Genomic DNA, 24,612 nt, shown 5'->3' with positions numbered 1-24,612 from the left:
GTTCACGAACCCTCACCCCTCGATACGGGGATGCTTCGGGGATGCCGAGCCGGAGAGGAGGAGGCGCTCAACGCAGGCAGAGCTGCGGCGCGTGAGGGTGCGGATCGCGGAGGATGGTCATCGTCCATAGTTGCCACGAAGTATAGCGAAGACCACCCTCACGCGACCGCGACTACCAGGACACCGGGAGGGCCTTGCCCTCTTCGTAGCCGGCGGCCGACTGGATGCCGACCTTCGCGCGCTGGCGGAACTCGGGCAGCGAGTCGGCGCCCGCGTAGGTGAAGGACGAGCGAACGCCCGTCGTGATCATGTCGATCAGGTCGTCGAGACCTGGACGCTTCGGGTCGAGCATGATCTTCGAGGACGAGATCCCTTCCGCGAAGAGCAGCTTGCGGGCGCGCTCGTAGGGCTCGAGGTCACCGAACCGTGCCTCGACGGCCTTGGTCGACGCCATGCCGAACGACTCCTTGAACCAGTTGCCCGACTCGTCCGTCCGCACCGTGCCAGGCGCTTCGACGGTGCCGGCGAACCACGAGCCGATCATGACGGCGGAGCCTCCCGCGGCGAGCGCGAGCGCGACGTCGCGCGGGTAGCGCACTCCCCCATCCGCCCACACGCGTGCCCCGAGCGCGTGCGCCGTCTCCGAGGTCTCCAGCACGGCCGAGAACTGCGGACGACCCACGGCCGTCATCATGCGGGTCGTGCACATCGCACCCGGTCCGACGCCGACCTTGATGATGCTCGCCCCGGCCGACACGAGGTCGTGGACTCCGCTTCCGCTCACCACGTTCCCGGCGACGATGGGAACACCGAGCTCCGCGCCGCGAACCGCCTCGATGGCGCGCAGCATGCTCCCCTGGTGGCCGTGCGCCGTGTCGAGCACGAGGACGTCGGCACCGGCTTCCACGAGTGCCCGAGCGCGCTCGAGCGCGTTGCGCGACACGCCGACGGCCACCGCGACACGCAGGCGTCCCTGCGAATCGAGCGCAGGGCGGTAGATCGTGCTGCGGAGGGCACCGCCCGAGGTGACCGTCGCGACCTCGCCGGCCTCGGTCCGGACGGGGGCGAAGTTCGACCCGGTCTCGGCGAACGAGTTGAAGACCGCGCGCGAGTCGCGCGCGAGCGAGACGGGGATCTCATCGACGAAGTGGTGGCTGAGGTCGGCGAGCACGGCGTCACTCGGGACACGCGCGAGGGTCGAGGCCTGCAGGACTCCCAGCACATCTCCGGTGGGCCCGAGCACCGAGACGCCGAAGCCGGCCACCGGCGGCACGAGCTCGAGCACGTCGCCGACCGTCGCCTCGCCCTTCGCCGTGAACGGAGTGTCCAGCACCGGATCCTGCGACTTCACCCAGCGGATGGCGGCTTGCAGCTCCTCCAGCGACATGTCCTGGGGAAGGACTCCGAGGCCGCCGCGGCGCGCTATGGCGGCTGCCATGCGGGGCCCGGTGACCGCGTTCATGTTCGAGGCGACCAGCGGAATCGTCATGCCGGTCCCGTCGTCCGGGGCGAGCGAGACGTTGAGTCTCGAACCCACGTCGGAACGACTCGGAATGAGGAACACATCGGAGTAGGTGAGCTCGTGGTGAGGGGCAGGACCAGAGAAGTGCATGGCCTCCAGATTACTTTGCGGAGCCCCCTCCTCACCCCACTTTCGCGCAGAGCGCCCGCCAAGGGCGTTAGGCTTGTCACTCGATGGGGTCGCCGCCCAGATTCGGCGCGTCCCGCATCACTAGACGAACGCGAGACGAACTCAGGTGGCGAGTCATTTGACCAGTGCGGGTACAGACGAAGCAAAGTCCGATTTCGGAGCCAATGACTGGCTCGTCGAGGAGATGTACGAAAAGTACGTCAAGGACCCGAAGAGCGTAGACGAGGCCTGGTGGCCGACGCTCGAGCAGTACGCGAAGCAGCAGGGTGCTGCTCCCGCGAAGACGGCGCCCGCGGCTCCGGCTCCCGCGGCTGAGGCGAAGAAGCCAGCGGCCGACGGTGAGGCTCGCAAGCAGGCGAAGACGACTGCCGCGGCCCCTCAGGAGAAGCTCATCCCAGCGGATGCACCCGCCGCTGACAAGGAGAAGGCCCCGTCGCGCGAGAACATCGTGTCGCCCCTCAAGGGCATGGCGAAGGCCATCGCCAAGAACATGGACATCTCCCTGCAGGTGCCGACGGCAACGAGCTACCGCGAGATCCCCGCGAAGCTCATGATCGACAACCGCATCGTGATCAACAACCACCTCCGGCGGACCCGCGGCGGCAAGGTCTCGTTCACGCATCTCATCGGCTGGGCGCTCGTGAAGGCGCTCATCAAGTTCCCCAGCATGAACGTCTACTACGACGAGATCGACGGCAAGCCATCCGCCATCGAGCCAGCGCACGTCAACCTCGGCATCGCGATCGACGTGCCGAAGCCGGACGGAACCCGCGCCCTGGTCGTGCCGAGCATCAAGCAGGCCGAGACCCTCAACTTCCGCGAGTTCCTCGGGGCGTACGAGGAGCTCATCAAGCGCGGACGCCAGAACAAGCTCAGCGGAGACGACTACGCGGGCACCACCATCTCGCTCACGAACCCGGGCGGCATGGGAACCCTCCAGTCCGTCCCGAGGCTCATGAAGGGGCAGGGCGCCATCATCGGTGCCGGCGCCCTCGACTACCCGGCCCCCTACCAGGGCATGGCGCAGCACGTCCTCGACGACCTCGCCATCTCGAAGCGCCTCACCATCTCGAGCACCTACGACCACCGCGTCATCCAGGGCGCCGGCTCCGGCGAGTTCCTCAAGATCGTGCACGAGCACCTCACGGGCAAGCACAACTTCTACGAGGAGATCTTCGCCTCGCTGCGCATCCCGTACAAGCCCGTCGTGTGGTCGCAGGACGTGCACGTCGACCTCGCCGCTTCCATCAACAAGACGGCGCGCGTGCAGCAGCTCATCAACATGTACCGCGTCCGCGGCCACATGATGGCGGACATCGACCCGCTGCAGTACGTGCAGCGCACGCACCCCGACCTCGAGATCGAGAATCACGGACTCACGTTCTGGGACCTCGAGCGCGAGTTCGTCGCGGACGGCTTCGGCGGCAGCCAGCGGATGCTCAAGCTCCGCGACATCCTCGGCATCCTGCGCGACTCCTACTGCCGCACGATCGGCATCGAGTACATGCACATCCAGGACCCGGAGCAGCGCGCCTGGTTCCAGGACGAGCTTGAGCACCCGTACACGAAGCCCACGCACGAAGAGCAGATGCGCATCCTCAACAAGCTCAACGAGGCTGAGGCGTTCGAGACCTTCCTGCAGACGAAGTACGTCGGCCAGAAGCGCTTCTCCCTCGAGGGATCCGAGTCGGTCATCTCGCTGCTCGACACGATCATCCAGGGCGCAGCGGAGGAGGACCTCGACGAGGTCGCCATCGGCATGGCCCACCGTGGTCGCCTCAACGTCCTCACGAACATCGCGGGGAAGACCTACGGGCAGATCTTCCGCGAGTTCGAGGGCGTGCAGTCCAGCTCCGGACGCGGCAACTCCGGCGACGTGAAGTACCACCTCGGCATCGAGGGAACCTTCACGGCGGCTTCCGGCGCGACCATCCCCGTCTACCTCGCCGCCAACCCCTCGCACCTCGAGGCGGTGAACGGCGTGCTCGAGGGCATCGTGCGCGGCAAGATCGACCGCAAGTCCGACGGCCGAGACGCCGTGCTGCCGATCCTCATCCACGGTGACGCGGCGATGGCCGGCCAGGGTGTCGTCTACGAGACGATGCAGATGTCGCAGCTCCGCGCCTACCGCACGGGTGGCACGATCCACGTGAACATCAACAACCAGGTCGGCTTCACGACCACCCCGCGCGACGCCCGCTCGTCGATGTACTCGACCGACGTCGCGAAGGCCATCTCGGCTCCCGTCTTCCACGTGAACGGCGACGACCCCGAATCGGTGGCTCGCGTCGCCGAGCTCGCGTTCGCCTACCGCCAGCGCTTCAAGCGCGATGTCGTCATCGACCTCATCTCGTACCGTCGCCGTGGCCACAACGAGGGCGACGACCCGTCGATGACGCAGCCCCTCATGTACAACCTCATCGAGGCGAAGCGCTCGGTCCGCAAGCTCTACGCGGAAGCCCTCGTCGGCCGTGGTGACATCACGCAGGACGAGTTCGACGCGGCGCAGAAGGACTTCCACGACCGCCTCGAGCGCGCCTTCGCGGAGACCCACCAGGCGCAGACGCAGTCGACGCCCATCTCCGCGGCCGAGCTCTCAGCCGTCGGCTCTCGCGAGGAGAACCACCGCTCCGAGCCGGACTCGACCGCCGTCGCACGCGAGGTCGTCGAGATCATCGGCGACGCGCACGGGAACCCGCCAGAGGGCTTCTCGGTGCACACGAAGCTCAAGGCGGTGCTCTCCAAGCGGGAGCAGATGAGCCGAGACGGTGGCATCGACTGGGCATTCGGCGAGCTCCTCGCGCTCGGCTCGCTCCTCATGGAGGGCACGCCGGTGCGCATGTCGGGCCAGGACTCGCGCCGCGGCACGTTCGTGCAGCGCCACGCGCTCTTCCACGATCGCCTCAACGGCCAGAACTGGCTGCCGCTGTCGAACCTCAGCGACAACCAGGCACCGATCTCCATCTACGACTCGTTCCTCAGCGAGTACGCGGTGCTGGGCTTCGAGTACGGCTACTCGGTCGAGCGACCTGACGCGCTCGTGCTCTGGGAAGCGCAGTTCGGTGACTTCGTCAACGGCGCGCAGACCATCATCGACGAGTTCATCTCGGCGTCCGAGCAGAAGTGGAACCAGCGCTCGAGCGTCGTGCTGCTGCTCCCACACGGCTACGAGGGCCAGGGCCCCGACCACTCGTCGGCGCGCATCGAGCGCTTCCTGACGCTCGCCGCGGAAGAGAACATGACGGTCGCGATGCCGTCCACGCCGGCGTCGCACTTCCACCTGCTGCGCCGCCAGGCGTACGCGCGTCCCCGCAAGCCACTCGTGATCTTCACGCCGAAGTCGATGCTGCGTCTCCGCAGCGCCGTCTCGCCGGTCGAGGACTTCACGAACGGCTCGTTCCGCCCCGTCCTCGATGACGAGCGGATCACGGACAAGGCGGCTGTGCGCCGCGTCGTGCTGCACGCGGGCAAGCTGCACTACGACCTGCGTGCGGAGCTCGACAAGCGCGAGGACACGAGCGTCGCGCTCGTGCGTCTCGAGCAGTTCTACCCGATGCCAGGTGAAGAGATCAACCGCATCCTCGCCGAGTACCCGAACGCGGAGATCGTCTACGCGCAGGACGAGCCGGAGAACCAGGGAGCGTGGCCGTTCATCCGCACGCACCTCGCCCCCATGCTCGAGGGACGCACGATCCGAGCCGTCACACGACCGGAGTCCTCGGCACCTTCCGTGGGCACGATGAAGGCTCACCAGCGTCAGCAGGCTGAGCTCATCGAGGGCGTTCTCGCCGACTAGGCTTCGACGCCGTCTGCACGACGAAGACGCCCGCTCCGAGCAATCGGGCGGGCGTCTTCGTCATGAGCGTGCGTATGTGGCTAACGACCGGTCAGGAGCGCAACGGCGTCGTCGAGGTACGCGGCGAGCGCGCTCGAGCTGCCGGCGCCGAGACCCGCCTGGGCGCCGGGAACGGCACCCCAGTGCAGGACGACCTCGCCGTCGACGACTTCCAGCCCCGGGTGCGCGTCGGCCCCCAGGCCGTCGGAGAGCAGGATCGGCGTCGCCCCGTAGTTGACGGTCTCGCCCACCTCGAAACCCGAGCGCAGCGCGGCCAGCTGGACGCGGCGACGCTCGGCGGCGAGGGCTGACTGCTCGCTGTAGTGGTCGGGCTGCTTGGCGACGCGAATGACCGAACCGACCCGGTACAGCCCGCCTTGGTCGTCCAGCAGCAGCTCGCGCAGTCGCCAGACGCTGGAGACACGTCGCATGACGGGCCCGCGACGGATCCCGAGCACGGAACGGCGCTCGACGAGCTCGCCGAGCGTCTCACGCCTGGCAGCCCGCGCATCCAGTTCGGCTGCCGCTTCGCCGACCCGCTTCGACAGGGCGCGCCAGGCGTGATCGTTCGGGTCTGCAGTCATCTGCCGCGCGGTCGTCTCGGTGCTGCTCGGCTCAGTTCGCGACGGGCGTGCCGTGCGAGCGCTGGATGCTGCGGAGCTGGTCGAGCACGTGCAGCCGCAGTTCCTCCGGGGCGCGTTCCTTGCAGGCTCGCTGCACGACCTCCATGAGCGAGCGGTTCACGTGCAGCTCGCTCTCGCAGTCCTTGCAGTGCTCGAGGTGCTCACGAATGTCGCTCGCATCCGTACTGGCGAGCTCGTTGCGCAGGTACTCCTCGAGGGCGTCCTTCGCTTTCTCGCAACCGCAATCGGTCATTTCTTGCTCCCTGTTTCCTGCTCGTCCCCGTCCAGGGGCGGAATGATGCCGTTCTCCCTCGCGTAGCCGGTGAGGCGATCGCGAAGCAGACGCCTGCCGCGGTGGAGCCGCGACATGACGGTGCCGACGGGGGTCTTCATGATGTCTGCGATCTCCTTGTAGGAGAAGCCCTCCACATCCGCCAGGAAGACCGCGAGGCGGAAGTCCTCCGGGATCGCCTGGAGGGCGTCCTTCACCGTCGAATCGGGAAGGTGGTCGATCGCCTCGGCCTCAGCCGACCGCGACGACGTCTGCGCGGTCGCCGACTCGGCGCCGCCCAGTTGCCAATCCTCGAGGTCCTCGAGCGCATTGGCATACGGCTCCCGCTGCTTCTTGCGGTACGAGTTGATGAAGAGGTTCGTGAGGATGCGGTACAGCCACGCCTTGAGGTTCGTGCCCTGCTCGAAGCGAGCGAACGCGACGAAGGCCTTCACGAAGGTCTCCTGCACGAGATCCTGCGCATCCGCGGGGTTCCGAGTCATGCGCATGGCCGCCGCGTACAACTGGTCGATGTACTGCAGCGCCTGCTCCTCGAACAGCTGCCGGAGTTCGTCCTGGTCTGGGGTCGCCTGAGGCGACTTCTGCTCACTCATTACGCGTGAGTGTACTGCCGTGCGCCGCTCAGCGGCTTGACGCCTCGGCGGCGCGAGCGTTGTCGGCAAGGGCTGCCCTCCTCTTCGATGTCAGGCGGAAACGCATTTCCGGGTGGTGCGCGCGTGTGTGGCGGTATCGTTGTCAACCAATGGAGATCTTTGGCTATTCCGGACCACGCTTCGACCTGTACCAAGATGACGAGGGCAGCGAGCCGCTGACCCTCGGCGACGGTCCGTGGGCGGCTCCGACGGCGACTTCGCCGATCGACGCGCGCCTGCAGATCCCCGGGTCGAAGAGCCTCACGAATCGCGAGCTCGTGCTCTCGGCGCTGGCGGAGGGGCCCTCGAAGCTCCGGCATCCGCTCTGGGCCAGAGACACGGAGCTCATGATCGACGCGCTTCGGCAGCTCGGCACCCAGATCACCGAGGTGCCCGGCGACGGGCGGTTCGGGAACGATCTCGAGATCACGCCCGGTGAGCTCGAAGGCGGCGTCTCGATCGACTGCGGTCTCGCGGGCACGGTCATGCGGTTCGTTCCCCCGCTCGCATCCCTCGCGCTCGGCCCAGTGGCCTTCGACGGCGATGAGGCCGCACGCCGACGCCCGATGAAGGGCACGGTGGATGCGCTCAAGGCGCTCGGCGTGGAAGTGCGCGACGACGGCAGGGGCGGCCTGCCCTTCTCGCTGTACGGCACCGGCGAGGTCGCTGGCGGCGAGATCACGATCGACGCGGGAGCCTCCAGCCAGTTCGTCTCCGGGCTGCTCATGGCGGGCGCGCGCTTCACGGACGGGCTCACGCTCATCCACTCCGGCGATCGGGTTCCGAGCCAGCCGCATATCGACATGACGCTGGCGGCGCTGAGCGAGCGCGGCGTCGACATCGACGACTCGACGCCAGGCACCTGGCGGGCCGAGCCCGGCGCCATCGACGGACGCGAGCTGACGATCGAGCCGGACCTCTCCAACGCAGAGCCGTTCCTGATCGCCGCGATCGTCGCTGGCGGCAGCGTCTCGATCGAGGACTGGCCGGATTCGACCACGCAGGTCGGTTCGCACCTCCAGCATCTCCTCCCCCTGTTCGGCGCGAACATCTCGGTCGAGGACGGCGTGCTCACCTGCACGGTCGAGCGCGGCATCGCCGAGGGAGCCGAGGTGCCCGGTGTCGACCTGGATCTCTCCGAGGCCGGTGAGCTCGCCCCGAACCTGGCAGCGCTGTGCGGGCTGTGCACGACCACGAGCCGCATCACGGGGATCGCGCACCTCCGCGGTCACGAGACCGACCGCGTCGCGGCCATCGCGGCGGAGCTGCGCGGCATCGGCTGCGAGGTCACAGAGCTCGAAGACGGACTCGAGATCGTTCCCGGAGCGCGCACGGCGCACGAATGGCGAAGCTACGAGGACCACCGCATGGCCACGTCGGGTGCCATCGTCGGTCTCGCCATCGCAGGGGTCACGGTCGACGACATCCACGCGACGAACAAGACCCTGCCCCAGTTCGTGCAGCTCTGGCAGGACATGCTCGACCAGGGCACGCACAGCGACCCGGATGAGGGCGAGGACGACGGCAGCGTCGACCTCGCGGCCTTCGCCATCTGACCGTGTCCCGTTCACTCGGCGACGCGTTCGACGCCTACGGCGACTGGGACGAGGAGGACATCCGTGTCCGTCCGAACCCCAAGGCAAACAAGCCCAGGTCCAAGCAGCGCCCGAAGCACAGCGATGCGGTGACGGGGCGCGTCGTCACCGTCGACCGTGGCCGCTACACGGTGCTCCTCGACGAGGGGACGCCAGAGGAACGCACGGTCACCGCCGCGAAGGCGCGAGAGATCGGCCGCACGGCGATCGTGACGGGCGACCTCGTCGACCTCGTCGGCGACACGACCGGCGACACCGGCAGCCTCTCCCGCATCGTCCGCATCTGCGAGCGCAAGACGCTGCTCCGACGCAGCGCCGACGACACCGATCAGGTCGAGCGCGTCATCGTCGCGAACGCCGATCAGATGCTCATCGTCGCCGCGACGGCCCAGCCCGAGCCGCGGCCTCGACTCATCGACCGCTACCTCGTCGCTGCGCTCGACGCCGGCATCCAACCGCTCCTCGTGCTGACGAAGACCGACGTGGCGCCTGCGGATGAGCTCCGTGCGCTCGTCGAGCCCCTCGGCGTGAAGGTCTTCGAGTCGCGTCCCGGCGGTGAGCCCATCGAGGAGCTCCGCGCAGCCCTCACCGGGCACACGACCGTGGCCGTCGGCCACTCGGGCGTCGGCAAGTCGACCCTCGTCAACGCCCTGGTCCCCGGCACACTTCGCGAGACGGGTGTCGTGAACGCGGTCACCGGTCGTGGTCGGCACACCTCCTCTTCCACGCTCGCGGTCCGCGTCGAGGACTCGGACGGGCACACGGGCTGGATCATCGACACCCCGGGCGTCCGCTCCTTCGGCCTCGGACACGTGAACCGCGACAACGTGCTGGAGGGCTTCACCGAGCTCTCCGCGATCGCCGAGGAGTGCCCTCGAGGCTGCACGCACCGGGCCGACGCCCCGGACTGCGCGCTCGACGACGCCGTGCGTGACGGGGAGCTCGACGAGGCGGGAATCGCCAGGCTCGATTCCTTGCGACGCCTGTTCCTCTCCCTCGATCAGGCGGCGGACACCGCCTACTGATCACCGGGCTGGCCTAGGCTGAGCTGGTGGCCACCGAACTCCTGCATCCGCTCTCCTCCGATCTTCGCCTCGCGAGAGAGCTCGCCGACATCGCCGACGCGATCTCGATGAAGCACTTCAACTCTCGCTCGCTCGGGGTGTACGAGAAAGAGGACCGCACGCCGGTGACGGATGCGGACCGCGCTGTCGAGCAGGCGCTGCGCTCGCGTCTCGCGGAGACGCGTCCAAGCGACGCCATCCTGGGCGAGGAGTACGGCTCGCACGGCACCTCCCGCCGACAGTGGATCATCGATCCGATCGACGGCACGGCGAACTTCATGCGCGGCATCCCGATCTGGGCGACGCTCATCTCCCTCGTCATCGACGGCGTCCCCGAGGTGGGCGTCGTCTCGGCGCCTGGCCTCAACCGCCGGTGGTGGGGCGCGACAGGCCAGGGCGCGTATCTCGATGACGACCTCAGCGACAGCGACGTCGCGACGGACCGGCGCATCCAGGTGAGCGCCGTCGACGAGCTCGAACGCGCCTCCATCAGCTACAACAGCCTCAAGGGCTGGGACGAAGCGGGGCGTTCAGCGCAGCTGCTGGAGTTCAGCCGCGCCGTGTGGCGCACGCGCGCGGTCGGCGAGGTCTGGTCGTACATGCTGGTCGCGGAAGGTGCAATGGAGGTCGCGGGCGAGTTCGATCTGCAGCCGTACGACATGGCCGCGATCGTGCCGATCGTCGTCGAAGCCGGCGGCACGTTCACGAGCATGGATGGCGAGGAGGGGCCGTGGCACGGGAGCGCCCTCGTCACGAACGGGCTCATGCACGAGCAGGCACTCAAGGCGCTCGCCGCTCGCTGACCTCGGCTCGCTGATCTCCGCCCGGGTCCCGGCCCGCGCGGTTCACTCCCCCGCTGGCTGGGCGCGCTGGCGTCTGCGGTGGCCGACGAGGTCGATGATGGCGACCACGAGCGTGATGCAGGACAGGCCGATGACGACGATGAGCCCGCCCGCGACGGACGCCTTGTACGCCTCCTGCACCACGGGCGAGCTCGTGTCCGGGCCCGTTCCCGCGACCTGCAGTGCCGCGACGCCAGCGAAGAAGACGGAGCTGCCGATCGCGAGCCCCATCGCATTCCCGAGGCGCTGACCGACCTGCGCGAACGAGCCTGCGATGCCGGCTTGTTCGACGGGAACGTGCAGCAGCATCCGCATCTGGTTCGCCCCCATGACGAGCCCCGCCCCCGCTCCGGAGATGATGAGGGCGGCGCTCACCAGGTACGGCGAGAGCTCCGGTTCAGCCAGTTGGGTGACGACGAGCACCACGGCGTAGCCCACCGCGAAGAGGGCGACGCCGACAGCGACGAGCGTCGCACCGTGGTGGAACGTCCACTTGCCCGACACCGCGGCGACCACGGCGGACGTAAGGGCGTATGGCACCGAGACTGCTCCGACCAGCACGGCCGGATGTCCGAGTCCCTGCTGGAGGAATAGCGTCACGAGCAGGAAGCCGACCGGCATAGCCGCGAAGAAGAGCGTCGTGATGAGCACCCCGTAGCGATATGAGGGCGTGCGGAAGAGCGCGAAGTCGACGACGGGGGTCTTGCCGAGACGGAGGTAGCGCCGTTCCCAGAGGATGAAGCCGACGAAGAGGGCGACCGCCGGTGCGAGCAGCCACCACCGTGCGGGGTTGTCGGTGTCGCGTCCCGAGGTGAGGACGAAGGGCAGCATCGTCGTGAGCACGGCCAGGCCCAGAAGGGCGACGCCGAAGAGGTCGAGGGTCTGCCCTCGGGCGACCTCCTGCTTCGAGGGCAGGAGCCGCCAGGCGAACGGGAGCACGATGAGCGCGAGGGGAACGTTCATCGCGAAGGTCCAGCGCCAGCCCGCCTCTTCCCCGAGGAGGCCGATGAGCAGCCCGCCGATGGTCGGCCCGAACGCCGTGCCGAGGCCCACGATGGCGCCGAAGATGCCGAAGGCCCTGCCTCGCTCCTGCCCCGTGAAGAGCTGCTGGATGAGTCCGAGCACCTGGGGCATGAGGATACCGGCCGCGAATCCCTGCAGGATGCGCCCGCCGATGAGCATCTCCGTCGTGACGCTCAGCGCGCACACGAGCGAGGCGAGTCCGAACGCGACGAGGCCGATAAGGAACAGGCGCTTGCGATTCCAGAGGTCGCCGAGCCTGCCCGAGGGGACGAGGAGGATGCCGAACGCGAGAACGTAGCCGGCCACGATGAGCTGCACGTCGGATGAGGCGGCCCCGAGGGTGTGCTCGATCGGCCCGAGGGTCACGTTGACCTTGGCGAGGTCCAGGATCGTGAGGACCGCAACCGCCGCGCACACGGCGAAGGCTGGCCAGCGCGATGCCTCCTGCGTGGATGGCGACGACGCGGACGACGGTGAGGTCGCATCGAGCTGTTCGTCTGACCGCTGCTTGGGGGAAGTCGCGTCTCGTGGCATATGGAGCACATGGTACGCCGCTCTCGGGAACCGCATGGGCCGCTTCGCCGGTCGGGGCCTCAGTGGTGATCTTCGGGAATGCGGCAATAGACTGGTCCAGTCGCGACTCCGGGAGCGGCATGGAGCTCTGGACCACGTACACCCCCACGAGGAGCAACGATGCGAACCGCCGCCGTACGAAGCGCCGCAGGCGCGTCCCTTGGGCTCAGCGCCCTCCTCCTGCTCAGCGGATGCACGCTGGTCACGACCCTCGCGGGTGGCGGCTCGGACCCGGTGGTGACGACCTCGTCGACGGCAGAGGCGACCGAGTCGTCGACGACCACGCCGACGGAGAGCGAGACCGCCACGCCAACGCCGACGGCGGTCGCAGGGACGATGACCGGCATCGAAGATCTCCAGGTGGGCGACTGCTTCGACCTCGAGTCCGGTGCCGATGACGCCGAGCTGTTCCCGAACTGCGACTCGCTGCACACCTTCGAGGCGTACCACACGGAAGACATGCAGGGTGGAGCCGATTTCCCGGGCGACGCCGCGGTGGACACGGCGCTCCAGGACATCTGCTCGGCAGCCTTCACCGGATTCATCGGCGCCGAGCCCTTCCTGACGAGCTGGAACTACACCGGCATCGTGCCGAGCGCGGAGTCGTGGGGTGGCGGCGACCGCGAGGTCCTCTGCATCGTGACTCCCGTGGACGGCCAGCCGACAGCTGGCACGGCAGCGGGCTCAGCCAACTAGCCTGGGAGCGTGGCTCACCGACTCCCCGCAACGCTCCTGACCGCGCTCCTCGCGGGAGCCGCGCTGACGGCCTGCACGGCTTCACCAGATGCGCCTCGGATGGTGCCGATCACGGAGCTGTCGGCCGGTGACTGCTTCTCGTCGAATGCGGAGCAGACGGTTGCCACGATCGCTGGGTCCTGCGGCACCCCGCATCTCTACCAGGTGCTGTCCATCGCGCCCTCGGAGCTGGGCGAGGACTTCCCCGGCGAGGAGGCTCTGACGGCCGAGGCTGACGCACGGTGCGCCGCAGATTTCGCCGGGCTCGGCTCCGATGCCACGGCGGGGCTCACCGCCCTGCACCTCGTGCCGAGTGAGGCGAGCTGGGCCGAGGGAGACCGCGACCTCGCCTGTCTGGTCGCGAGCAGCGACGGCGCGGAGCTGACCGGCTCGCACGTGCCAGCGGGGAGCTAGCTGTTTCGCTCGGTTGGCTGTGGACAAGCGCGGCTGGGTGTCGGAGGCTCCGGGTACCGTTCTCGACACAGCAGGTTCTCGATCAGTGCCGTTCGCGTCCGTCCCGGTTCGCGGAGATTGCAGGATTCCGCGTCCGGAGGGGAAAGACCCATGCCAGCATCCACCCAGCCGACCGCAGCGCTCCCCTCGGCGAGTGCCTCGACAGAGCTCGTGATCGGCGAAGATGGGCTGGCCCGCCCGCCCTGGGCGAGCCAGGATCAGATGCTGATGGACTACTACGACACGGAGTGGGGCATGCCGATCGTTGACGAGCGAGGCGTGTTCGAACGGCTCTGCCTGGAGATCTTCCAATCCGGGCTCTCGTGGCGGCTCATCCTGCAGCGTCGTCCACTTCTCCGCGCCGCATTCAGCGGCTTCGACGTCGATGCCGTCGCCGAGTTCGGTGACGGGGACCTCGAGCGGCTGATGCTCGACGCGGGTGTCATCCGCAACCGTCTGAAGATCTCGTCGATCATCAAGAACGCGCGCGCGACGATCGCCCTTCGCGAGAGCGAACCGCTGCACGAGCTGGTCTGGAGCGCGAAGCCGCAGGTGACGCCGAGGCCCACGACCGTTGCCGAGGTCCCGAGCAGCAGCGAGGAGTCGAAGTGGCTGACAAAGCAGCTCAAAGCGCGCGGCTTCAGCTTCGTCGGACCGACCAACCTCTTCGCGCTCATGGAAGCCATCGGCGTCGTGGACACGCACCTTGTCGGCAGCCACAGGCGCGGCACCTCTGGGGTGTGGCCGGAGAGCTGAGCAGCGTCACCCGCAGAGACAACAGTGCCCCGGCTGCCGTGGCGATGACCTGGCAGTCGGGGCCTTCGCTCATGACGTGGGTTTCGTGGAGATGGGGGGAATCGAACTCGCGCCGGGACCCCGGAACGGTGAGAGCCATCTGCTGAGGCCAGTCGTTTCAGGGTTTGAGAGGGGTCGAGGGGGTCCCGAGGGTGGGTCAGGTTTCGCGAAGTGTGGGCAGAATGTGGGCACGCTCCGGTCCTTGTCGGTGGCCTGTGCGAGCATCCCCGCATGAACGAACCAGCTGTGCAGGTCACTGCCGAAGTCGCCCTCGAGTCGCTGTCGTTGCGGTGCGAGACGGTCCGCGAGCGGGTCGACTCGAAGTGGACGAAGCGCATCGTGTGCTGGCGTCCGGTGGCGACGAGGCCCGTCGACGGCCTGTCCTGGATTCTCTGGGGTGAGACTCCCCCACTGCGAGACGTCGACGGCGAACTCGTGCCGGCGCCGGCCACCGTCGACGGCGACACGTACGAGCCGATCCTCCTCGAACCGCTCGTCGTGTTCGACGCGTGGCCTGAGCTGCTGCAGTGGGTGACGGAAGGTGGCGTGCGTTCGGAGGTTCGGCACGCGCTCGAGGTCGGGACTATGAGCGAAGAGGAGTGGGCGATCTCCCACGGGAACGCGCAGATCCGCGACACGGTCACGCTCGAGGGTGACGCGCTCGCTGCTCAACGACTGGTTTCCGAGCTGTCGGTCGCGTTGCTCTACATGGCGCAGCGCGCGACGGGGAAGAAGGGGTGGTGATTTTCTCCACAGCCCCGTCATGGAGGGCCTCGCACGGCGACGCTCCCGACATGGACGACGACTTCATCGGCTGGCCGAGGTGCCCGCGGTGCCTCGTGCTCTTCGACCTTGGCGAGCGCATGCGGTGCCCGGAGTGCCGGGTCGTTGCAGTCGCCTGACAGGATGTGGGTTGCGGGCGTCGCTACCCGAACCATGATGAGAAGAGGCACAAAATATGACTGCTTATAAGTATCCGGTACCCGGAGAACGCGTCAAAATTCGAGGCACCGAACGCGTCGGGCAGCTCGCCGCCATGGGCGGGCAGCGTGGCGCTCTCCTAGATGTAGGCAACTCAGCCCAAATCGAAGCCTGGTACGTCCACTTCCCCGACACCGGCGCAGTCGAGCTGCATGAGTTCGCGAAGCTGGAGCGGATCGACTCGTAGGAACAAGGAACCGCCCCACCTCCCTGAGGAGGTGGGGCGGTTGCTGTCACTCCGCTAGTAGCTAGCGGCTAGTCTTCGGGACCGTCGTCGGGAGTCCTCATCGCGGATGAGCTGTTCGCGTTCCTTGCGGCGTGCGGCGCGTTCCGCTTCACGCTTCGCTTCGAGCTTGGCTCGCTCACGAGCGGATGGAGTTTTGACGTTGAACTTTTCTTGCATCGTGTCCTCCTTGCATCGAGTGTATGACAACGAAGTGTGGTGGGATCCGTGAAACCGCCGAAGGAGACGGAACCACGAAACCGTCAGCGTTGACGAAGTACGAAGGCCGTGGCAAGAGCGTATGCCAAAACTTCCAGCATCGGGATGTCTGTTTCGTCCAAGTCTCCTGAGTCGGGGGCGTCCACACTCAACATGCCCCTGACTGTGCCGTCCGAAACGATGGGGACCGAGATGTACGTCAGGTACCCGTTGGCTTCTGTCGTGTCGAAGTCCGGTTCCTGTCGAACGTCAGGAATGAACCGCGGCTGCGCGTCGTCTGCGTCAAGCCACTCGAACACGCGTTGCCCGCGCCCGCGATCCTTGTCCTTGAATCCCCGCGGCTTGTTAGCACGTCGACCGTAGAAGTCGACCGATTCCAAGCGTCGGGACTTGTTCCGCTCGTCCACAACCTGATAAATGATCATGCGGGTGTTCTTTTTCGGGAAGAGGAGAGGCCTCGACATCATGACGTTGTTGATGGTCTTGCTGAACTGCTCCGCACGCTGGTCTGATGGGCGACTGGCAAGCTTGGCGAGCGACCGCATAGTGGGAATCACTGCTTCTTGGATGTTCTCATCCGCGGTCAGTTTCTCCGCGTTCTTTTCTTCTACCGCTGCGGACCGCGCGGCCTGGGTGAGTTTCGTGATCCCGAACGCAGCCAGCAGCCCCAACGCCGCGAATAGCACGAGGCCCAGCGCGAGGTAGTTATGCCACGTCCATTCGGGGTGATCCTCCCCGAAAGGCACCCACACGAAACCCGCAATGACACCGGCGACGAAGCTGACGATCTCGGCCGTGAGAACCAGCGCAGCGGGTACCCATGCCCCCTTCTCGATCATCTTCTCGAGGAGATCGTGTGCCCACGTCTTGAACGATCGCCGAGGCAGGCGCTTGCCGGCGCTATCTAGACGACGTGACCTGGACACGAGAGGTTAACCTACAGCCAACACACAGCATCGTGCGCCGACGCTCGGGTAATCGAGGACACCCCCTCCCGCGAAGCTTCGTCCCGGGTGTCCGGGATCGCTTCAGCGAGAGGGGGCGAAGTCATGTATCAGACTGTGGGTATGGACAACGGAGCTTTCTGGCTGCCCGCCCTACTCGGTGCTGGTGGTGTCGTGGTGGCCGCATTGATACCAATCGTCATAGGTCTACTCGCGCAGCCGATCGCACTCAGACGTATCGAGCTGCTCAACAAAAGTGTCGAGGGAGCCGGCAGCGGGGCGGCCAAGAGCGATCTGGCTTCCGTTCGAGATCAGAGTGTGATCGAGTACAAGCGCAGGTTCGAGGGAGCGGGCGCGAAGTCCTGGCTCTCGTACGGGTTGAGCTACGGCGGCGTCAACATTGTGGTGTTTCTTGTGACGCTCGGCCGCAATGACTGGAACCTGGAACGCCTGCAGAGCAGCAACTGGGATGCCCTGCTCCTCGTGTTCCATTTCTTCTTCATCATTGGTTCCGCGTGGGCAGTTCTCTACTCACGTGATCGCGCCACCCTGCGAGACGAGCGTCAAGCAAGTTAGACGCGGTACTCGGCGGGGACGCCCTTGCCGATGAAACTGAGGTAGCTGACGGTGCCGGCCGCGACTCCGGTGAGGAGCGCGGAGCCGAGCGCGATGACGAGGCCGACGCCTTGTGCTCCGACGTCGCCCCAGGTCACGGCCTGGGAGGTGATCGCGTAGCCCGCGAAGGAGGTGCTTGCTGTCTGCGCTCCGGTGCGGATGCCTGCCTTGGCAGCGGCGACGTGGGTGCCGGCGGCGAGCGGATCGCGTTCGAGGTCAGCGTCGCGCTGTTCGGCGGCAGGCTTCACTGTGCGCTCGCCGTGCTCGCCGTACGTCTCGGCGGGATCTGGGATGAGTGACATGTGGGTTACTCCTTCTGTGTGGGGGTGGTGTCGGTGTCTGGCTGGTACTCCGGCCAGGGCGGGATCGTGTTCTCGTCAACGCACTCGGCGGCGATGAGTCGGCGGACCAGGAGCGACGCGAACTCCTCGACCTTGCGGCGACGCCGCGCTTCGCGGTCGGTGGCCTACCGGGCCTTCTCGACCAGCTCATGCGCCTTGTCGACGTCATTGCGGATCTGCTGGGCTCGGCCAGTCAGGCGTCGGTAGACGTACTTCGTGGCGGGCCAGATGACTGACCCGACGCCGAAGGCCGTCGCGAGCGTGCCGACGACTCGGAGCGTCTCGAGGTCCATTCGGGGGTTACCTCAGTTTCGGTCGAGGCTCGTACGCGTACTTCCATGTCTGGGCGATGCGGAACGCGGCAATGATGATGCCGAAGCCGAAGAGCGTCATCTGTGCCCACCGGTTGCCGGAGCCGGTGACCTGCAGGTAGATGACCGTGCTGAGGTAGATCCCCAGGCCAAGGAGGAGGAGCCCGCAGGCGCCTTTCTCCGCCCACCACCACCCCGGGAGGACCGCGAGGTTGCCGATGACTCCAGCGGCAAGGGAGATCCACCCCCAGGCCGTGGTGAGGGCTGGCCCGATCTCCACCTCGATGGAGGTGGGAGGGGGATGAGCGCGGCGAGGCCGAGCACGATCGCCAGCAGGTAGGCGCAGAGGAAGAGCGCCTTGAGGTACGGGTGGATCGACAGCTCGCGCCGCGCTCGTCGTGTTCGGTGTTGCATCGAACAGCTCCCCCCACGCCCACTGAGGAGCCGGTGGCTGAGGCCACGCAGCCGGCAGAGACTCTGGCGCCCGTTGAGACGGCGACTGCTGAGCCTGAGGCTCCGGGCGTCGCCGCGTCCGTCGATGGGTCGCTGAAGGCCGAGTTCGGCTTGGTGTCCTACCAGGACGCCCGCGGCGGCAACGCCGGCACTTCCCTTGACTGGCCGTGCTTCATCGGCGAGGTCCCCGATGCGGGTGACGGCAAGGTGCTCGTGTGGTTCGCGCAGAACCCCGTCGACCCGCAACAGGTCGCGCTGACGATCCTAAAGCTCTCGTGCCCGTTCGAGCCGAACCTGCAGGGCGTCATCGTCGCCGACCTCAATCAGGTCCCGCTCGCGGAGGTCACTCGCGCCGACGGAATCGGTGTCTGCTAGGTCCACTGTCTAGAAGGCGGAGCGAGGCCCGCCCGTGGTGCCTTGTTGCTGCGCTCGCGGTTACATCCGGCGTGTGAGGGCATCCAGTTCGTCGGGTCTTCTTCGAGGTGCGGGTGCGTGCTCACCGGGTAGAAGTGGTCGCGCTGGAAGCGGCTGTCGTTCTTGAAGTCGTCCCAGGAGGCGTCGTAGTCGATCGCCATGGTGTAGATCCAGCAGGGCGCGCCCTTGGTGCCGTCCTCGTTGATGTGCGCGGCGCACTCCTCCCGGAAGCCGATCTTGTTCTTGCGGCCTTGGCGAGTGCTGGTGTGCTTCTTCCCCATGTGGTCTCCACCCGTTAGATTCACCGCATGACATCTGGAACTCCCTCTTACGGCCCTGGATCGCCCACATTCAAGTGCCCTAATTGCCACGCGCTGACCTATCACGTTTGGTCTCGACTCGAAGTGCGCATGGGGACCGGCTCTTGGCCGTTCGATGATGAGCCCGGGGCCATGGTGGTCCAAGGGCATCAGCTCACTCTCCACCCCGATTTAATCCGCGGCGGCTTTTTGAGCGAGGACGATGTACCGCACAGGTGGTTCGGCTCAACCTGCGTGGGATGCGAGAAAGGCGCGGTTTGGCGCCAGGGACAGCTTGTATTTCCTCTGTCTTCAAGCGTCGATCGGCCGCACGTTGACATGCCGCCAGACGCGCGCGAGCTGTACGAGGAGGCTCGCAACACTTACCCCGTATCCAGGCGTGCAGCCGCAGCCCTTGCTCGCGCTTCACTGGAAAGCCTGCTACGCGAGCTGACTCCTGAGCAGCCACGTGCTTCACTCGACGAGTTGATTGCCTCACTGTCCGGTCTCGTAAACAGACGCATGTGGGAGGTGCTCACAGCTTTGCGCGTCCTTGGCAACAGCACCCTGCACAGCCAAGAAAGCGACATCAAGACGATCTACATGTCGGAGGAAGCCACGGAACTCGTCGACGTGATCTTCGGCGCCATCAATGAGCTCGTAGACGAACTAGTGACGCGACCGGCTCAATCCAAGAATCTCTACGACATGCTGCCGCCTGGAGTTCGAGAGAGCGCGGAACGTAAGGCTGCTGAGTCCGGACACAACCTTTGACTGAATAAGGCCCGCCGACGTCCCCACATCGGCGGGCCCACTTCCCTCGATGCTCGATTCGACACCACGCTGAGCTTGCGCCCCGCAGCCTACCGACTCATGGACGTGCACGGACCGGAAATGCGAAAGCGCCGAGCGGGAGTCGCTTCGGGTCTTCGTGAAAATGTGTCGATCTTGAGTAAACAGGGTGACACGGGTCCCGTGTCAACTCGATCCGGAAAGTTCTTTCTGACGACGTCGGATCCGGTAATGGGTGGCCGGGTCGCGGAAGGTCATGTCCCTCCACCAGGTGAGCAGCTCTTCGAGCTCGACCTCCATACGACGGCCGTCCATGCGGATCTTCATGCCCTGGCGTCGCCACCGCCGGATAGAACGAACCGACCTATTCACGCGACGTGCTGCTGCACGCGTTGTGAGATAGGTCGACTCAGTACTCATGAGGTTGATTATCTCAGGTGAGGCACGAATCAGCGGAAAATGTTGAACGGCTTCAGGGCGAAAATCATGGCTTCGATGATGACCGATGACGTCGAACTCGCCAGGCTCGCGGGTAGCGCTTCTCTCACCTCAATGTCAATGAGCGGATTCGTGACGGTGATCGCCATAGGTCCGTCAGTGAGAAATGCAACCCTGACTTCCGCGTTCTTCTCAATCTTTTGCGCCGGAACGTCGAAGTAGAACTCGTCCGAGCCGCCCTCACTAAAGCCGAAACCTTCGGCTTCTAGAGCGATCTGCCCGACGCTTGGCTCCGCGATGACAGTCCCTTCCCGTTCCACCATGAAGCGGATCGGGGCGCCAGCGTCGAAGAAGCTCGAGGGGATGTCGGCCCTACTTCTGGAGTAGATCGTCAACTCGTGCATGTACGCGTTCTGCATCGCGAAGCCTGACACGGTCACAACCACCTTGTGCTTGTAATCGTGCTTCCTCATCAGCGGAAAGCTCTGGACCACGTACTCGACTCGTCGCTTTGGATGTGCCTTGTAGTAGGAACGGATACCGAAAGAGGCGGGAATCAGTCCAAGAACTGCAATCCCAACGCCGATGATCGTGAGGGTCAAGCCCCAGTCAGGTGGAGCTGCGGCGGTGGAATCAACCGGTAGGGGGGTAGTCACACCCACAGACTAGTGACCAGTGGAGCGCGGTCAGGCCGCGAGGGTGAGGGATCCGGCCACAGCAGCGAACAGGTCGCGCGCTGCTGGTGGGGTGACGGCGTTGCCGGACTACTTGACCTGCTCGTGCCTGTTGACTCGGCAGGACACACCGAGGAGTCTCAAGATGAGAGCTACGCTCGCTCTATGACTGATGATGCCAGCCCTGACGCCAGAACTAGTGCGGAGATCGCGACGTCACTTGGGGATGCGACACTCGGGGCCGCAGTTGGATTGGTACTGGACAAATCGCTCGGTGGCCTGGTCCCGCAAAAGCTCGACTCACCTTGGCATCTGCGTGAGGGTGGACCCACTCTCCTTGAACTCAAGTACCTGGACGACCGGCGGCTCGTTTCGCTCAAGGTGACTGCTAACCACCCGGTCCAGCTGGGCGGCATCACCGGACCGGCCCTGCCCATCGTCAAAGGGCAGTGGGTTTCCATCGCTCATAAGAATGTACGCCCGCTTCGAATCACGGTCGAGTGGGCATGGGATGACCTGGAGTTCCGCTCGATGGAGTTCGTTTACTGATTCGGAGCTGGCCGCGGAGGCCCCTATCGATGCTGACACGGGCCTCCTACGTCCGGTCAGCTCGCCCGATAGATCTCTCCTGCTTCTCGGAGGTGCTGCTCGGCTTCGGTGACACGTTGGAAGTCCTCGGCTCTGCCTCCCGTGTCGGGATGGGTATTGAGCTTCGCGATGCGGACGGCACGCTCCGCGACCTCCGGCTCGAAGTCGTACGGGGCGCTGACGTCGAGCGCCGCGCGGAAAATGAGGTTCCATGCCCCCCCCTCGACGGTCATCGTCGATCCCGCATCGATGGCGAGGAACCCGCGGTACTGCTCGCCGCCTCTGGTGACCCCGTATCGGTCGACCTTGCGGAGCGCTTCGAGTGCGAGAGCGATCGCCCGGACGTTGTCCTGCCAGTTCTCGAACGTGTCGCACGGGTAGCTGAGGGCGCCGTGCTTCGAGTCGAGGGTGAGGATCACGCCGGGGTGCTCGACCTTCGCGATCGCTCGGGGACGGCCGTCGAGGCGGAAGTGCTGCGGCGGGATGGCGACCTGCAGGTGGACGTTCTTCCCGCCGAGCATCCGCGTCTCCCGGTCCATGAGTTCGAGTGTCTGCGTCCAGGTGGATGCGAAGTCGGAGCGGCGGCGAGCGCGGGTGAGTGTTCCGGGCCACTCGCCTATAGGGTCGACGGTGAGCTCGTCAGGCCACGAAGTCATCAGCGCTCCCCGTCCGTGATGTCTTCGGCCAGCAGCACGAGGCGCGGTTTGGGCTTTCGGCCCTGTGAGAGCTCGTGCTCTTGGCTGAGCTCAGCGAGCGCGAACCGCTCGAGCATGCTGGCCACGGATTCAGTGACAGGCGCACTGCTGAGCACGTCGCGGGCGGCCTGGACGAGCTTCAGGTCAGTTGCTTCGGGCATCATTCGCCCTCTTCTTCGGTGGGATCGGTGGTCGCGAGGTCGACGGCTCGCTCTTCGATGGCGGAGAGTGTGTAGCCCCATTTCTGGAGCTGTTGCAGGTAGGCGCGGGTCCCGGGGCTGGGCTGCTCAGCGGCCGATGGATGCGCGGAGTCTTCGCGGCTGCCGATGGCGATCGCGAGCGTCACCGTCAGAGCCTTCGTGGGGTTCAGGTCGACCATCAGCGCGAGCGGGTCAGTTGCGCGCTCGTTGGACCACTCGAGGCCCATGAGCTCGCAGGGCTCGTCGTTGTAGATGAACGAGTAGCCGAGGTGCCTGGTGAACGTGAGCGCGATGAACGGGCTGACGGTGGTCAGGGTGGGCTTGCGTTGCAGGAACTCGGCCAGCCAGGCACGGCGGACGTGCGTCGCCGAGTTCCACGCCTCAAGTCGCTGCTCGCGCAGCCTCCCGGTCGGCGATTACCTCAGGCGTGTCGACTCGCGACATGCCCTGGGCGTGGCCGTACCCGTCCGGGAGCGGTGTCGCGATGAAGAGAGCAACGTCGGGCTCGCCCCACGTGCTGATGAACGCGCCTCGACCCTCGAGCGATTCGAGCTCCTCGCGCGTGACCGGGCCGTTGGGGCCGACCAGACGCATCCACTCGGTCGCCTCGTTGTGCCGGGGGTGCACCTCCCACACCTTGTGGCCGCGGTCGGAGTACTCCTTCGCGAGCTTCGCGCGCTGCAACTCGCGATCGCGCGCGTCTCGCATCCGCTGCAGCTCATGGTCCCAGTCGTCCGGATCGTAGATCGCGCACTGGATCAGATCGTCGACGGCCCGCTCGTCGTCCGCGAACTCGGTGAGCGCGGCAGCCTGCTCGAGCGTCAGCTGCTCGTGCTCCGCCATCGCTTTCAGCGCGACGTCCGACTTGGACACGGCGAGCGCCGCCTTCATCTCGGTGGGGTGCGACCCGGTGCGCTTCGTGATCTCGCGGAGACTGATGCCCTCGAACTCGAGCTGCTTAAACGCCTCGACCCGCTCGGGGCCGGTGAGCGCCTCGCGCTGGTCGTTCTCGACCATCTGCTCGATGATGCGCGTCGAGGTCTGCTCGTCGCCGTCGACGACCTGCACCGGGACTGTGGCGACCCCAGCCTGGCGAGCAGCGAAGGTGCGGCGTTGGACGGCACGGACGACGAGCGCGCCTTCGGGGTTGCGGTGCGCGAGCACGGCGGTGAGGACGCCGTTCTCCTTGATGCTGCGCACGAACCCTTCGTCGAGGTCGACGGTCGTGCGGACGTTGTCTTCGAGGAGCAGCTCGTTGGGGTCGACGAGTTCGAATGTGGTGTTCATGGGGTGAGTCCTTTCTGATGAGCGGTGGGTGTCGCGGTGACGGGGCGAGGCTTGCGCCTCGGTGCGGTGTGGCACTGGCAGGCGCCGTCCTTCCCGCATGGGGAGAACGGGCCGACCCAGCAGTAGTTGCGGTGGCAGGATCCGCGGGGCAGTTCCTTGGGGATGGTCGGGCGCTCGGCGGCGCGCAGCGGGCGGATCACGCCGACCTCTTGGAGGCTTCTTCGGCGAGCTCGAGGAAGAGATCGATGACGAGCTGTGGCTTGTAGGCCGGCGCCGGCATGTGGCAGGTCTTGCACCGCACCTCGGCGTTCCCGAAGTCGGTCCAGGTGACCTCGACGGTGTGGGTGCCGCAGACGATGCACGCGCCGCGCGCTCGCTTCGGCCTCTCCTCGTTGAGTCCGGCGAACTTCCGGCCCTCTCGGACGGGCTCCACGATGTCGTCGTGCGCCTCCCCCGCGAGCGTCGTGTAGGCGTTCGACTCGAGGTGCGTGAGCATCCAGGCGGTCAGCTCGCGCAGCTCGTCGCGCGTCTCGACCGCGTCCTTCCCCGCCCGGGTCGCCTTGCCGAGCGCGGCGTCGGGGCCGTTGACGCCGAGCATCCGCACCGCGTCACCGCACGTCGAGACGATCGCGGCTTCGATGTTCGACGCGAGCTCGGCGTGCTTCTCCGAGAACACGTCCCTGTACCGACAGCTGCCAGAGACTCGGATCTCGTCGAATTTCACCGCGCCGAGGCCGGGACGACGCCGGCGACGAGCGCACCAGCGACTCCCGGCGCCCACACGAAGTGATCGCGGAGACGGAGGAAGCACCACGAGCAGAGACGCCCGTGGCTCGCCTCCGACGGCTTCTCCTCGCCGGCGTCGTCGATCCACACGCAGTCGCAGATGCATGGGTCGGCGGGCTGGTCTTGGCGCCCCGCGTTGAGGAACGCCTGGCCGACCCAGGAGAGGTCCTCAGCCTCGGAACACCGCCCACTCGCCGGCGATGACTTGTCGGGTGACGAAGATGCCCTTGTACTGTCCA

31 protein-coding genes are annotated in these 24,612 nt (G+C 66.4%); 13 read left to right on the top strand and 18 right to left on the bottom strand.

Going from position 1 to position 24,612, the window contains the following annotated elements; translation table 11 throughout:
• Positions 1-172: 172 nt before the first annotated feature.
• A complete protein-coding gene (locus C5E05_RS01010; protein WP_104340876.1) occupies positions 173-1,612 on the bottom strand; it encodes a GuaB1 family IMP dehydrogenase-related protein in 1,440 nt (479 codons plus the stop codon).
• A 145-nt stretch (positions 1,613-1,757) separates the two neighbouring features.
• Here C5E05_RS01010 and C5E05_RS01005 point away from each other — a divergent pair, with 145 nt between their 5' ends.
• Positions 1,758-5,447 (top strand): multifunctional oxoglutarate decarboxylase/oxoglutarate dehydrogenase thiamine pyrophosphate-binding subunit/dihydrolipoyllysine-residue succinyltransferase subunit, encoded by a 3,690-nt coding sequence (locus C5E05_RS01005; protein WP_104340875.1) that lies wholly within the window; start codon positions 1,758-1,760, stop codon positions 5,445-5,447.
• An 80-nt stretch (positions 5,448-5,527) separates the two neighbouring features.
• On the opposite strand, the gene C5E05_RS01000 is transcribed toward C5E05_RS01005, so the two are convergent.
• The 3 genes from C5E05_RS01000 to C5E05_RS00990 are packed head-to-tail and all read right to left on the bottom strand — an operon-like array spanning position 5,528 to position 6,994.
• Positions 5,528-6,070 (bottom strand): hypothetical protein, encoded by a 543-nt coding sequence (locus tag C5E05_RS01000; RefSeq protein ID WP_104340874.1) that lies wholly within the window; start codon positions 6,068-6,070, stop codon positions 5,528-5,530.
• A gap of 31 nt (positions 6,071-6,101) precedes the next feature.
• The gene (locus C5E05_RS00995; RefSeq protein WP_104330785.1) at positions 6,102-6,362 is read right to left on the bottom strand and encodes a zf-HC2 domain-containing protein; all 261 of its coding nucleotides are present in this window, start codon (positions 6,360-6,362) and stop codon (positions 6,102-6,104) included.
• Positions 6,359-6,994, bottom strand: a complete 636-nt coding sequence (locus tag C5E05_RS00990) for a sigma-70 family RNA polymerase sigma factor (protein WP_104241530.1) — start codon at positions 6,992-6,994, stop codon at positions 6,359-6,361. Before C5E05_RS00990 ends, C5E05_RS00995 begins: the two co-directional genes overlap by 4 nt.
• Before the next feature lie 149 nt (positions 6,995-7,143).
• Between C5E05_RS00990 and aroA the strand changes: the two genes are divergently transcribed.
• From aroA to C5E05_RS00975, 3 genes are read left to right on the top strand one after another with little or no spacing between them, the layout of a single operon-like run.
• A complete protein-coding gene (gene aroA / locus C5E05_RS00985; RefSeq protein WP_104340873.1) occupies positions 7,144-8,589 on the top strand; it encodes a 3-phosphoshikimate 1-carboxyvinyltransferase in 1,446 nt (481 codons plus the stop codon).
• A 2-nt stretch (positions 8,590-8,591) separates the two neighbouring features.
• Entirely contained in the window at positions 8,592-9,653 is a 1,062-nt protein-coding gene (rsgA, locus tag C5E05_RS00980; protein ID WP_104340872.1) for a ribosome small subunit-dependent GTPase A, read from the top strand.
• 26 nt (positions 9,654-9,679) lie between these two features.
• Positions 9,680-10,495: an inositol monophosphatase family protein gene (locus tag C5E05_RS00975; protein WP_104340871.1), complete on the top strand. Its 816-nt coding sequence runs from the start codon at positions 9,680-9,682 to the stop codon at positions 10,493-10,495.
• A gap of 42 nt (positions 10,496-10,537) precedes the next feature.
• On the opposite strand, the gene C5E05_RS00970 is transcribed toward C5E05_RS00975, so the two are convergent.
• Positions 10,538-12,091: an MFS transporter gene (locus tag C5E05_RS00970; RefSeq protein ID WP_104340870.1), complete on the bottom strand. Its 1,554-nt coding sequence runs from the start codon at positions 12,089-12,091 to the stop codon at positions 10,538-10,540.
• Between the two features lie 159 nt (positions 12,092-12,250).
• Here C5E05_RS00970 and C5E05_RS00965 point away from each other — a divergent pair, with 159 nt between their 5' ends.
• The 5 genes from C5E05_RS00965 (at position 12,251) to C5E05_RS19710 (ending at position 15,281) form a co-directional block, all read left to right on the top strand.
• Entirely contained in the window at positions 12,251-12,826 is a 576-nt protein-coding gene (locus C5E05_RS00965) for a septum formation family protein (RefSeq protein ID WP_104340869.1), read from the top strand.
• 9 nt (positions 12,827-12,835) lie between these two features.
• Positions 12,836-13,279 (top strand): septum formation family protein, encoded by a 444-nt coding sequence (locus C5E05_RS00960; protein ID WP_146080989.1) that lies wholly within the window; start codon positions 12,836-12,838, stop codon positions 13,277-13,279.
• A 150-nt stretch (positions 13,280-13,429) separates the two neighbouring features.
• Positions 13,430-14,074: a DNA-3-methyladenine glycosylase I gene (locus C5E05_RS00955; RefSeq protein WP_104340867.1), complete on the top strand. Its 645-nt coding sequence runs from the start codon at positions 13,430-13,432 to the stop codon at positions 14,072-14,074.
• Positions 14,075-14,344: 270 nt separating this feature from the next.
• On the top strand, positions 14,345-14,857 hold the full coding sequence (locus tag C5E05_RS00950) for a hypothetical protein (RefSeq protein WP_146080988.1): 513 nt from the start codon (positions 14,345-14,347) through the stop codon (positions 14,855-14,857).
• Between the two features lie 214 nt (positions 14,858-15,071).
• Positions 15,072-15,281: a hypothetical protein gene (locus C5E05_RS19710; protein WP_146080987.1), complete on the top strand. Its 210-nt coding sequence runs from the start codon at positions 15,072-15,074 to the stop codon at positions 15,279-15,281.
• 299 nt (positions 15,282-15,580) lie between these two features.
• Here C5E05_RS19710 and C5E05_RS00945 read toward each other — a convergent pair whose 3' ends face one another.
• Complete coding sequence (locus tag C5E05_RS00945; protein WP_104340865.1) at positions 15,581-16,375, bottom strand: GAF domain-containing protein; 795 nt, start codon at positions 16,373-16,375, stop codon at positions 15,581-15,583.
• A 228-nt stretch (positions 16,376-16,603) separates the two neighbouring features.
• On the opposite strand from C5E05_RS00945, the gene C5E05_RS00940 reads away from it, so the two are divergent.
• A complete protein-coding gene (locus tag C5E05_RS00940) occupies positions 16,604-17,056 on the top strand; it encodes a hypothetical protein (RefSeq protein WP_146080986.1) in 453 nt (150 codons plus the stop codon).
• Here C5E05_RS00940 and C5E05_RS00935 read toward each other — a convergent pair.
• The 3 genes from C5E05_RS00935 to C5E05_RS00930 form a co-directional block, all read right to left on the bottom strand.
• On the bottom strand, positions 17,053-17,397 hold the full coding sequence (locus C5E05_RS00935; protein WP_104340863.1) for a hypothetical protein: 345 nt from the start codon (positions 17,395-17,397) through the stop codon (positions 17,053-17,055). The two genes, C5E05_RS00940 and C5E05_RS00935, sit on opposite strands and share 4 nt — an antisense overlap.
• 164 nt (positions 17,398-17,561) lie before the next feature.
• On the bottom strand, positions 17,562-17,729 hold the full coding sequence (locus C5E05_RS19980) for a hypothetical protein (protein ID WP_181059275.1): 168 nt from the start codon (positions 17,727-17,729) through the stop codon (positions 17,562-17,564).
• A 7-nt stretch (positions 17,730-17,736) separates the two neighbouring features.
• The gene (locus C5E05_RS00930; RefSeq protein WP_104340862.1) at positions 17,737-18,027 is read right to left on the bottom strand and encodes a hypothetical protein; all 291 of its coding nucleotides are present in this window, start codon (positions 18,025-18,027) and stop codon (positions 17,737-17,739) included.
• 167 nt (positions 18,028-18,194) lie between these two features.
• On the opposite strand from C5E05_RS00930, the gene C5E05_RS00925 reads away from it, so the two are divergent.
• Positions 18,195-18,575, top strand: coding sequence for a hypothetical protein (locus tag C5E05_RS00925; RefSeq protein WP_104340861.1), 381 nt, complete (start codon positions 18,195-18,197; stop codon positions 18,573-18,575).
• Here the strand turns inward: C5E05_RS00925 and C5E05_RS00920 are convergent.
• Positions 18,572-18,895, bottom strand: coding sequence for a hypothetical protein (locus C5E05_RS00920; RefSeq protein WP_104340860.1), 324 nt, complete (start codon positions 18,893-18,895; stop codon positions 18,572-18,574). The genes C5E05_RS00925 and C5E05_RS00920 overlap by 4 nt on opposite strands.
• Positions 18,896-18,922: 27 nt before the next feature.
• Between C5E05_RS00920 and C5E05_RS00915 the strand changes: the two genes are divergently transcribed.
• Positions 18,923-19,687 carry a DUF4145 domain-containing protein gene (locus C5E05_RS00915; protein ID WP_104340859.1) on the top strand — a complete coding sequence of 255 codons (765 nt, stop codon included), beginning with the start codon at positions 18,923-18,925 and terminating at the stop codon, positions 19,685-19,687.
• Between the two features lie 204 nt (positions 19,688-19,891).
• Here C5E05_RS00915 and C5E05_RS19975 read toward each other — a convergent pair whose 3' ends face one another.
• A complete protein-coding gene (locus C5E05_RS19975; RefSeq protein WP_181059273.1) occupies positions 19,892-20,032 on the bottom strand; it encodes a hypothetical protein in 141 nt (46 codons plus the stop codon).
• Positions 20,033-20,154: 122 nt separating this feature from the next.
• Positions 20,155-20,799, bottom strand: a complete 645-nt coding sequence (locus C5E05_RS00910; RefSeq protein ID WP_146080985.1) for a hypothetical protein — start codon at positions 20,797-20,799, stop codon at positions 20,155-20,157.
• A gap of 183 nt (positions 20,800-20,982) precedes the next feature.
• Here C5E05_RS00910 and C5E05_RS00905 point away from each other — a divergent pair, with 183 nt between their 5' ends.
• Entirely contained in the window at positions 20,983-21,366 is a 384-nt protein-coding gene (locus C5E05_RS00905) for a hypothetical protein (RefSeq protein ID WP_104340857.1), read from the top strand.
• Positions 21,367-21,422: 56 nt separating this feature from the next.
• Here C5E05_RS00905 and C5E05_RS00900 read toward each other — a convergent pair whose 3' ends face one another.
• The 6 genes from C5E05_RS00900 to C5E05_RS19970 all read right to left on the bottom strand — a co-directional run bounded on the left by C5E05_RS00900 (position 21,423) and on the right by C5E05_RS19970 (position 24,463).
• Positions 21,423-22,061: a molecular chaperone DnaJ gene (locus tag C5E05_RS00900; protein WP_104340856.1), complete on the bottom strand. Its 639-nt coding sequence runs from the start codon at positions 22,059-22,061 to the stop codon at positions 21,423-21,425.
• A complete protein-coding gene (locus C5E05_RS00895) occupies positions 22,061-22,261 on the bottom strand; it encodes a hypothetical protein (RefSeq protein WP_146080984.1) in 201 nt (66 codons plus the stop codon). The genes C5E05_RS00900 and C5E05_RS00895 overlap by 1 nt, the downstream gene beginning before the upstream one ends.
• Positions 22,261-22,527, bottom strand: coding sequence for a hypothetical protein (locus C5E05_RS00890; protein ID WP_104340854.1), 267 nt, complete (start codon positions 22,525-22,527; stop codon positions 22,261-22,263). The genes C5E05_RS00895 and C5E05_RS00890 overlap by 1 nt, the downstream gene beginning before the upstream one ends.
• 154 nt (positions 22,528-22,681) lie before the next feature.
• The gene (locus tag C5E05_RS00885) at positions 22,682-23,587 is read right to left on the bottom strand and encodes a ParB N-terminal domain-containing protein (protein WP_181059271.1); all 906 of its coding nucleotides are present in this window, start codon (positions 23,585-23,587) and stop codon (positions 22,682-22,684) included.
• A gap of 196 nt (positions 23,588-23,783) precedes the next feature.
• Positions 23,784-24,263 (bottom strand): hypothetical protein, encoded by a 480-nt coding sequence (locus C5E05_RS00880; RefSeq protein ID WP_104340852.1) that lies wholly within the window; start codon positions 24,261-24,263, stop codon positions 23,784-23,786.
• A 44-nt stretch (positions 24,264-24,307) separates the two neighbouring features.
• Positions 24,308-24,463 carry a hypothetical protein gene (locus C5E05_RS19970; RefSeq protein ID WP_181059269.1) on the bottom strand — a complete coding sequence of 52 codons (156 nt, stop codon included), beginning with the start codon at positions 24,461-24,463 and terminating at the stop codon, positions 24,308-24,310.
• Between the last annotated feature and the right edge of the window lie 149 nt (positions 24,464-24,612).

Origin of the sequence: Pseudoclavibacter sp. AY1H1, from assembly GCF_002931055.1 — a bacterium.
Lineage (GTDB): Bacteria > Actinomycetota > Actinomycetes > Actinomycetales > Microbacteriaceae > Pseudoclavibacter.
Note: the sequence above shows the minus strand (reverse complement) of the source record. Positions and strands in the feature narration are given on the sequence as shown.